This is a genomic window from Novosphingobium sp. 11B, from assembly GCF_054589055.1.
Window position 1 is genome coordinate 50,205 of sequence record NZ_BAAILP010000120.1, and the last position, 9,183, is coordinate 59,387.

9 protein-coding genes are annotated in these 9,183 nt (G+C 68.3%); 4 read left to right on the plus strand and 5 right to left on the minus strand.

Annotated elements, in window-relative coordinates; genetic code table 11:
• Positions 1–5 precede the first annotated feature (5 nt).
• The 4 genes from ACYPYD_RS11385 to ACYPYD_RS11400 all read right to left on the minus strand — a co-directional run bounded on the left by ACYPYD_RS11385 (position 6) and on the right by ACYPYD_RS11400 (position 3,732).
• Positions 6–779 carry a universal stress protein gene (locus tag ACYPYD_RS11385; protein WP_008829709.1) on the minus strand — a complete coding sequence of 258 codons (774 nt, stop codon included), beginning with the start codon at positions 777–779 and terminating at the stop codon, positions 6–8.
• A 173-nt stretch (positions 780–952) separates the two neighbouring features.
• Positions 953–1,720 (minus strand): NTP transferase domain-containing protein, encoded by a 768-nt coding sequence (locus tag ACYPYD_RS11390; protein WP_459663213.1) that lies wholly within the window; start codon positions 1,718–1,720, stop codon positions 953–955.
• A complete protein-coding gene (locus tag ACYPYD_RS11395; RefSeq protein WP_069708778.1) occupies positions 1,717–2,622 on the minus strand; it encodes a hypothetical protein in 906 nt (301 codons plus the stop codon). The genes ACYPYD_RS11390 and ACYPYD_RS11395 overlap by 4 nt, the downstream gene beginning before the upstream one ends.
• Before the next feature lie 66 nt (positions 2,623–2,688).
• A complete protein-coding gene (locus tag ACYPYD_RS11400; RefSeq protein ID WP_008829712.1) occupies positions 2,689–3,732 on the minus strand; it encodes a diacylglycerol kinase family protein in 1,044 nt (347 codons plus the stop codon).
• A 163-nt stretch (positions 3,733–3,895) separates the two neighbouring features.
• Here ACYPYD_RS11400 and ACYPYD_RS11405 point away from each other — a divergent pair, with 163 nt between their 5' ends.
• Entirely contained in the window at positions 3,896–5,029 is a 1,134-nt protein-coding gene (locus ACYPYD_RS11405; protein WP_459663215.1) for a CDP-alcohol phosphatidyltransferase family protein, read from the plus strand.
• 5 nt (positions 5,030–5,034) lie between these two features.
• Complete coding sequence (locus tag ACYPYD_RS11410; protein ID WP_008829714.1) at positions 5,035–5,466, plus strand: HIT family protein; 432 nt, start codon at positions 5,035–5,037, stop codon at positions 5,464–5,466.
• Between the two features lie 121 nt (positions 5,467–5,587).
• On the opposite strand, the gene ACYPYD_RS11415 is transcribed toward ACYPYD_RS11410, so the two are convergent.
• Positions 5,588–6,343: a phosphocholine cytidylyltransferase family protein gene (locus ACYPYD_RS11415; protein ID WP_036528447.1), complete on the minus strand. Its 756-nt coding sequence runs from the start codon at positions 6,341–6,343 to the stop codon at positions 5,588–5,590.
• Positions 6,344–6,492: 149 nt separating this feature from the next.
• Between ACYPYD_RS11415 and ACYPYD_RS11420 the strand changes: the two genes are divergently transcribed.
• Positions 6,493–7,860 carry a lipopolysaccharide biosynthesis protein gene (locus tag ACYPYD_RS11420; RefSeq protein WP_211149465.1) on the plus strand — a complete coding sequence of 456 codons (1,368 nt, stop codon included), beginning with the start codon at positions 6,493–6,495 and terminating at the stop codon, positions 7,858–7,860.
• Positions 7,861–7,893: 33 nt separating this feature from the next.
• Positions 7,894–9,114 carry a M20 metallopeptidase family protein gene (locus ACYPYD_RS11425; RefSeq protein WP_459663217.1) on the plus strand — a complete coding sequence of 407 codons (1,221 nt, stop codon included), beginning with the start codon at positions 7,894–7,896 and terminating at the stop codon, positions 9,112–9,114.
• The last annotated feature ends 69 nt before the right edge of the window (positions 9,115–9,183 follow it).

The following is a 9,183-nucleotide window of genomic DNA, read 5'->3' on the forward strand; positions in this document are numbered from 1 at the left end:
GCTGATCAGTGCGCGAGGAGCAGGGCGGGCGCGGTTTCCTCCTTGAGGAAGAACTCGGTCACGCCGCCGAACAGGAACTCGCGCACGCGATTCTTGCCGTAGGCGCCCATGACGAGGAGGTCCGCCCCTTGCGCAGCGGCGGCCAGCGTCTCCTGAGTCGAGTGGACGCGCTCATGCTCCTCCAGTTCGGCGTTGACGCCGTGGCGCGAGAGGTAGCGCAGGGCATCGGTGGCGGGGAAGCCGCCTTCCTTCTCGACCACGCAGATCAGTTTCACACTGGAGCACTGCGCCAGCAGCGGCGCGGCGGCGCGCAGGGCAGCGGCGGCCTGTTCCCCGCCGTCCCAGCCGATGCAGGCAGTCCCGACCGGCACCTTGAGCGGGGTTTCCGCCAGCGCGAGCACCGGCGCGCGGGCACGCAGGGCAAGGTCTCCGGCAAGCCCACCCGAGCGCGAGACGACGATGAGGTCGGCGAGGCGCGCGGCATAGGCGAAGGCGGTGACGGGGTCGTCCTCGCAGCGGATCACCTCGAAGGGCACGCCCGTTCCCGCAAGGTGGGTCTCGGCGGCGGCGGCGACTTCGTCGTCGGCCTCCAGCGCCTTGTCGAGCGCTTCGGAGATCACGTAGCTGCCGCCCATCGGGTCCATCGCGATGTAGCGCGAGACGGGGGTGTCGACGAGCACGGTAACGTGGCCGTTCTCGCGTCGGGCGATGTCCACGGCGGTCTGGAGGCGGGCATCGCTGCCCGGCTTGCGGTCGGCGTTGACGAGTATCGAGCGCATGGTCGTTCTCCCTCTTAGGCATCCTCAGGCTAACCCGTGGCGGTGGGATTTCCATGACCGGGATCAAACATGGGGCGTAAGGGAAACGAATGGCCGCGCATCGAGTTGCGGGTCGGTGCTTCGGGCAATGGTTTGAAACGCTGTGCGCGCCTTTCAGCGCTGCGCCCGCCCCGTCAGTGCTTTAAATTGCTGCTTGCCCGCGCAGACAGGATCGCCCGCGCATCCGTGAGGTCCGAAGGTTTGTCCACGTCTACCGCCGCGAGCCCGTCGCGTGCGGCGACGAGGCTGGCGGTGACGCCGATCCTGCGGCCCAGCCGTCCGATCGCGTCGCTCAAGGTCAGGCGGCCGAGCGCATAGCCGATGAGCATGCCGATCCCCAGCCGCGCGGCGATGCGCCAGGGGCGCTTGCGGTCTGCCTCGACCATCTTCCAGGTGTCGATCGCAAGGCCCGCGCGAGGGCTCGCCAGCAGGAACAGGTTGCAGCCCGACCAGTGGCCGTCGGCGAAGCGCAGATATGTCCGGCGGCTGCCGGGCATCGCCGCCTCGATCGCCTCGCGCCGGGCGAGGAGGATGGCGACGTCGCTGCCTTCCGGCGTGTCGGCGAGGAAATCGCGGACCCACTCGGGCTTCAGCAGCGCATGGTCGCTGGTGGTGATCAGCAATGGCGCGCCGAGCGTGTCCAGCCCGATGGCAACGCTGGCGCTGGGACCGGTGCCTGTGGCGAGCACCTCGCAGCCGAGTTCCGCGGCGAGATCGCGCACGTGCGGATCGCTGGCGGAGACGGCGATCCGTGCGATCCCGGCCTCGCGCAGTGCGACGACGACGTGGGCGAGCATTGGCTTGCCCGCTATCTCGACCAGCGACTTGTGCGCGACGCCTTCGGCCTCGGCGACGGGGTCGGGCGCGCCGGGGCGCGATCCGGCGAGGATCAGGGCGTTCATGCGGTCTTCTCCCGCTTGCCGCGCCAGACCTGCCAGAGCACGCCGGGGGCGGCGAGGATCGGATGCCGCTCGCGCCAAGGGGTGATCTTTACGGGGACGCCGGTGTGGCGCTCGATCTTCCAGGCGGCGTAGCGGGCCGCGCCTTCGAAGGTGGTCGATGCCTTGAGGAGCCGCAAAACATTGTAGGGCTTGCCCAGCCGCCGGCGTCGCGCCCACCACGACAGGATGCGCGCCCGTTCGTTGGCGGGGAGGGTGGGGCGCAGGCGGCCGCCCTCCTGCGTGACGGCGATTCCGGCGGCGCCGAGCGCCAGCGGCAGCAGTCCGTCGAAATGGGCACGGTTGGCGGCGAGGATCGAGTCTTCCCGGCCCGCCTTCTCGACGCGGAATTCGGCGGCGTAAGTCGCGCGGAACAAGGCGCGCCAATAGTCCTCGGGCGTTCCCGCGTCAGGCCCCAGCGCTACGGCGAGGCGCGCCGCCGTGCGGGCGGCGCCTGCGACGGCCTGCGCGATCGCGGCGCCGGCGGCCGCGTCGCGCTGCCAGGCGAGAGCGCTCGGCTGGACGAAGCGTGCCCAGATGGTGGTATCGATGCGCTCTCCGGCTGCGGCAGCGCGGAAGGTCTCCAGCGCCATCGTCGCGACCTTGGCGCGCAACGGAACACCGTCGTGCGTCCATTCGTGATAGCTCACGCGCGGCCAGATCCGCTCGACCTGAGCGCCCGGCAGCAGCACGTAGAAGTCCAGCACGCCCTCCAGCGATCCGGTGCGCAGGTTCGATCCGTAGAACAGCACGCCCAGCGCATCCGCCGCCTGGGCCAGTTTCCCGGCGAAGGCGCGCACTTCGGGCACGACCTCGCGCGTCAGGGCGGAGGCGATGCGGTCATCGAGAGGGGAATGCGCGATCATTGCCGCGTCAATCGGACAGGCCAGCCGCAATTACAAGGCGCCAGTTGGAAACCCGGCGGTCCGGCGTCAGGGGACGACGAAATTGATCTGCGGCCCTTCCTCGAGCACGTAGCGACCGGCCGGGAAAGCCTCTCCGTCGAGGATGAAGGTGCCGCCGATGTCCATGTCGACCTCGCTGGCGCTCACGCGGTGAGCACCCTTGCGGGCGAACAGCTTGAGGTTGAAGCCGAACATCATCGCGGGCAGCAGCGCCACCAGCCAGCGGATCGGCCAGTCCATCACCGCCAGCTTGAGTCCCGGCGCCGGATTGCGCCCGAAGGGCTTTGCGCCGAGCGGAAACCGCTCGAAGGTGGTGGCGATGGTCAGGTAGCGCTCGTCCGCACTGCCCTTGCCCATGTAAGGCAGGTGCTGGCCGGTGCGGCGATCGACGATACGGGTCGGCGTACAGGCGCGCCAGGCGTTGCCGGCCCCGCCGAACAGGGTCTGCAGCACGCCCCAGAGAATGGTGAGGCCGACCGCGAAGCTGTTGAACAGGCCGCGGCGGTGCGCCTCCTGCCCGGCCTCGGTCGCGAGAGAGAAAGCGCCGGTGCCCAGAATGAAGCCCTGCACGCAGCGCGCGGTGCCGTCCGCCGGGGAAATCCGCAGCGGGCTGCGCGAGATGGTCCGGCCGCGATGGGCGGAAGCCAGCGCTTCGGCCAGCGACCACTTGTTGGGCAGACCAAGATCGACCGCCAGCGCGTTCGTCTTGCCCTTGGGCAGTACGATGAATGTGGGCCAATCGTTCCCAAAGATGTCCGCGCCCGCCGAAAGCACGTCGCGCACGGTGCCGTCGCCGCCGTCGACCACGAGATAGTCGATGCCGCGCCGGGCGAACTCGGCCAGCGTGTAGTGCAGTTCCTCACGCGTGGAGGGGGTCTGCGTCAGGATGTTGGAGCAATCCGCCATCTCGGGCTTGATGCCCATGTTGCGGTGGCTTCGCGGGTTGCGGACGATGCCGACCAGCGGGACCGCACGGCCGCGGCGCGCCGGACGAACCGTGCGCGCGCCGTCGCGGCGACCAAGCTCGCCGAAGATCGGCAGCGTCTCGAAGGTGTGAATACTTCCGTGCACGGCGTACCATGTAGTATCGCTAGCTCGGAAAATCACCCAGAAATATGCTCTGACACATTTGGGTTACAGTTTAATGGCGCTTGTTACCGTATCGACACGCTTTGTGGCCGAACCAAGGCGCCGCGATTGTCACTCGGTCCGCAAGGCCCTACGTGGCGGTCCTATGGTCCAGAATACGCAAGTGCTGCCGGTCGTCACGATCGGTGAAAATCCCGTGAAGCTGTGGGGCCTGAGCCCTTCGGTGCGGGTCGGTCGGATCGCCCGCGCCGCCGGGCTCGAGCCCGTCGACGGCGTGCCCGAAGGCCCGGCGATACTTTCCAACGCAGCGTTTGCGTGGGACCCGGCGTGGTTCGGAAACATCACCGGACGGCAGGGCACGGTGCTGACTTTGGGCGGTGTTCCGGCACTTGCCCATGCTGCGGATGCACATCAGGCGGCGCGAGTCGCGGCTGCCATGGCGGCGGGCCTGCCGTTGGTCGACTCGACCGGGTTCGAGGTCGTCGCCTATGAAGACGGCCCGACCATCGAGAACAAGCAGCTTCGCAAGCGCGAGACGCCGTTCCTGATGGCGCTGACCCCCGCGACGCTGCGGCCGATCGAGCGCGCGAGCTACTTCGGCGCCTACAAGGGCGTGACCGACGTGCTGACCAAGTACCTCTGGCCGGAATGGGCGCTGGTGCTGACGCGGATCTGCGCGAAGCTGGGCGTGACGCCGAACATGGTCACGACCGTCGGCGCGGTGTTCTGCGTAATCGCCACCGTGCTCTTTGCTTACGGCCATTACTGGCTGGGCATGGCGCTGGGCCTCGTGTTCATGGTGCTCGACACCGTGGACGGCAAGCTGGCGCGCTGCACGATCACCTCCTCGGCCTGGGGCAACGTGTTCGACCACGGCATGGACCTTGTCCATCCGCCGTTCTGGTGGTGGTTCTGGGCGACGGGCCTCGCGTACTGGGGGATGTCCTACGATACCGCGACGTTCTGGTGGGTCCAGGCGGCCATCCAGGGCGGCTATGTGGTCCAGCGCCTGATCGAAGGGGCGTTCATCCGGTTTGCCGGAATGCACATCCACGTGTGGCGGCCGTTCGACAGCAATTTCCGCCTGATCACCGCGCGGCGCAATCCGAACATGGTGATCCTGTTCGCGGCGATGGTGTTCTCGCGCCCCGACCTCGGCCTGATCGCGGTAGCCTGGTGGACGGCCCTGTCGTGCCTGATCCACGCCGTGCGGCTGGTGCAGGCATGGATCGTGCGGGCGCGTGGTGGCACCATCACCTCCTGGCTGGCGGAAGGCTGAAGATCATGAACGCTACAATCGAGAAGTTCGGCTGGCCCGCCACGCTGGTGGCGGAGTTCGACCATTGGGTCGTGCTGGCCCGCCCGGCGCAGCCGACGCTCGGCTCGCTGGTGCTGGCGGCGAAGAGCGATGTCACCGCCTTCGGCGACCTACCGGCCGAGGCGCATGCCGAATTGAAGCGCGCGACTGGCGCCATCGAGGCGGCGCTGGGCAAGGCGGTCGGCTATGCCAAGCTCAACTACCTGATGCTGATGATGGTGGACCCGCACGTCCACTTCCACGTCATCCCCCGCTACGAAGGCGCGCGCGAGTGGCAGGGGCGCGAGTTCGTCGACTGCGGCTGGCCCAAGGTGCCGGACCTTGGCCATGCGGTGGCGCTGGAGGGCGCGGATCTCGATGCGCTGGTGGCTTGGCTGAAGGGGTTTTTCGAGGGCTGATGCCCACCCTGTCCGGCTAGATCGCTTCGCCCCCAAGCCTCCCAGCCCTCCCGCACGCGGGAGGGCGAAACGATGGGCTCTCATTCCCCTCCCGCGTGCGGGAGGGGGCAGGGGTGGGCTCTCACCACGTATCGGTCAGCTTCGTCGCGATCTCGATGTCGTTGAGGAAGTCCACCTCGGCCCAGTCCAGCCCCTCGATCGAAACAGTGCCGACCTTGCCGGTGGGCGCGATCGAATCGATCACCTTCAGATACCAGTGCTGGACGCCCTCGGGCGTGCGCATGGCCTGGCGCACGGTCTCGCGGAACAGGTCCGCGCCTTCGCCCCGGAATGCGAGGAAGCCGATCGATTCGGAATTGGACTGCGCCGCCGTCAGCGTCTTGCCGATGTGGATCAGGCGGCCTTCGGGGCTGCGTTCCACCTTCATGTCGTCGCTGTCGTAGCCGTCCGCCTTGACGTCCACCGTCACGGTGATCGGCCAGGGCTTGCCGTCGGGACCGGCCGCGCCCTGCTGGACCGTGCGCACGATCTCCTCCGACACCAGCGTGTCGCCGTTGAGGATCAGGAAGTCACCGCGCATCGCCTCGCGCGCGATCCAGCACGAGCCGAGGTTGTCGGCCACCTTGAAGAAGGGATTGAATCGCACCGTGATTTCCACGCGCGGGTCACGGATGGAATTGAGGTGCTCCTCCAGCATGTCGGTCATGAAGCCGGTGACCACGTCGATCCGCTTGACCCCGCCGCGCGCCAGCATCTCGATCTGCCACTCGATCAGCGAGCGGCCGGAGAAGTCGATCAGGCACTTGGGACGCTCGGCCGTGAGGGGGAGCAGGCGTGAGCCCTGGCCGGCGCTGAGGAGGATGGCGTGTTCGATCATGTGTCATTCAGTCTGCTTGGGGGAAGGGGGCATCTAGCGACTGCACTGCGAAAGGGAAAGCTCTGGCGGGGCGATCCGAGCCGGCCATACGTACAAGAAGAGCGAGCCCACCCTTGCAACTGACAGCCCCCTCGTCCAAATGCGAGCCAATGTCCGCCAAACGCTACCGCCAGGAGAGTGCATCTCCGCTAGGGCGGATACTCCAGAACACCGCCTGGCTGCTCGGCGGCAAGGGCTTCGGCGCGATTTGCGGCCTGGCGTACCTCGCCATCCAGACGCGCACCCTCGGCCTCAAGGATTTCGGCCACTTCTCGCTGATCTTCGGCACCGCGCAGGCGCTGACCTCGCTCGCAGGCTTCCAGACCTGGCGAGTCGTCGTGCGCTACGGGTCGGAGCATGTCCACGCGAAGGACTGGGAGAAGTTCGGCCGCCTCGGCATGCTGTGCGGGGTGATCGATGCGGTCGGTGCGATTCTCGGCTGCGGGCTGGCGGCGATCCTGATCTTCGGCTTCGCGCATCTGCTCGAACTCAACCCCAGCTTCATCCATATCGCGTTCTGGTACTGCGTCGGCTCGCTCTGGGCGCTGGTTTCAGCCCCGACCGGGATCGTGCGCGCGCTCAACCGGTTCGATATGGCCGTCTATGTCGAGGCGATCGTGCCGAGCGGGCGCCTCGTCGCCGCGCTGATCATCTGGTTCACCGGGCCGACCGTCGGCCGGTTCCTGGCGGCCTGGGCCGCAATCGATATTCTCGAGGCCATCCTCTACTGGACCATGGCCCGCCGCCTCAGCCCGCAGGCGGTGCGGATTTCCTACCTCTTCCAGCTGCGCCGCGCGATCCGGGAGAACCCGGGCGTCACCCAGTTCTTCTTCGTCACCTACATGGGCTCGGCCATCGATGCGGCCATGAAGAACGGCCCGCTGCTGGTCGTCGGCGGCTGGGTCGGCACCAAGGCGGCGGGCCTCTACCGCCTCGCCTCGCAGCTGTCGCAGGCGCTGAGCAAGCTTTCCACGCTGCTGACTCGCTCGGTCTATGCCGAAGTGGCCCGCGTCCGCGTCGCCTCCAAGGCCGAGGAATTCCGCAAGCTGGCGCTCCAGACCAGCCTGATCGCGGGCGGTGCGGGCCTTGCCGTGGTGGCGGTCGCGTACTTCCTCGGAGAACAGCTGCTGGCGATGATCGGCGGCGATGCCTTCGAAAGCGGCGCCTCGATCCTCATCCCGCTGGCCGTGGCCGCCAGCTTCGACCTTGCCAGCGTGGCGTTCGAGCCGGTGCTGCACTCGACCGGCAAGGCGCGCCAGTCGCTCGTCGCGCGCCTGATCGCGCTGGCGGCGCTGGGCGTGGGCCTGTGGCAGTTCATCCCCATCGGCCCGAGCGGCGCGGCCTGGGCCGTGGCGCTGGCGGGGGCGACCTCCTACGTCGCCATGGGCGTGATGGCGTGGCATACGCTGCGTCAGGTCGATGCGGGCAAGATCATGGTAGGCCTGCCCGACGACGTCGAGGTCGGGCCGGAGGAGTAACCCCGGCTCGACAGCGAAGCGTCCGCGCGTATCATGCGCGGCATGACCCTCGTTGCCGAAGCCGCCGCCCTTTCCGACAGCATCGTCGCCTTGCGCCGTGCGATCCACGCCGAGCCCGAAATCGGCCTCCACACCCCGAAGACGCGCGACAAGATCCGCGAGGCGCTGGCGCACCTGCCCCTCGAATGGGCGGAAGGGCCGTCCACCACCGGCCTCGTCGCGACGCTCAGGGGCGGCGCGGGAAAGGGCCGCTCGGTGCTGCTGCGCGGCGACATGGACGCGCTGCCGATGCCCGAGGAAACCGGGCTGGACTTCGCCTCCATCATACCCGGCGTCATGCACGCCTGCGGCCACGACACCCACGTCGCCATGCTTGCCGGGGCCGCGCAGCTGCTCTGCGCGCAGGCCGACCGGCTGGCGGGCGAGGTCCGCTTCATGTTCCAGCCCGGCGAGGAAGGCTACCACGGTGCCCGCTTCATGCTGGAGGACGGCCTGCTCGGCGGGGAGGGCTTCGACCGGCCGCTGCCTGACGCGGCCTTTGCGCTCCACGTCATGCCCAATGCGCCCCACGGCCTGATCGGCGGGCGCGCGGGCGCGCTTCTGGCGGCGGCGGACCAGCTCAGGATCACGGTGACCGGGCGCGGCGGCCATGCCTCGATGCCGCACGATACGATGGACCCGGTGCCGATCGCCTGCGAGATCGTCGGCGCCATCCAGACCATGGTGGCGCGCCGGTTCAGCGTGTTCGATCCCGTCGTCGTCACCATCTCGAAGATCGAGGCGGGCACCGCGCACAACGTGATCCCCGACACCGCGACCATGACCGGCACCATGCGCACGCTTTCCGCCGCCAACCGCGCGCGGCTGAAGGACGAACTGCCGCTGCTCGCCGCCGGGATCGCCGGCGCGCACGGGCTCAAGGCAGAGGTCGAGGTGATCGAGGGCTTCCCGGTGACCCTGTGCGACCCCAGCGCCGTCGATTTTGGCGAGGCCGTCGCCCATGACCTGCTGGGCGAGGCGGCGTTCCTGCGCCTCGCCGACCCGATCATGGGAGCGGAGGACTTCGCCTACGTGCTGGAGAAAGTGCCCGGCGCGATGTTCTTCCTCGGCGTCAGCCACGAGGGCGCGGACTGGCGCCAGTGCTGCGGCATCCATTCGACGCGCATGATGGTCGACGAAAGCGTGATGCCGCGCGGCGCGGCCTTCCTCGCCGGGCTGGCGACAAGGTTCCTGGCGGATGGGTGGGCCAAGTAACCGTTCGTCATTGCGAGCGTAGCGAAGCAATCCAGGGCAGTTTCGCGCCGCTCTGGATTGCTTCGCTAC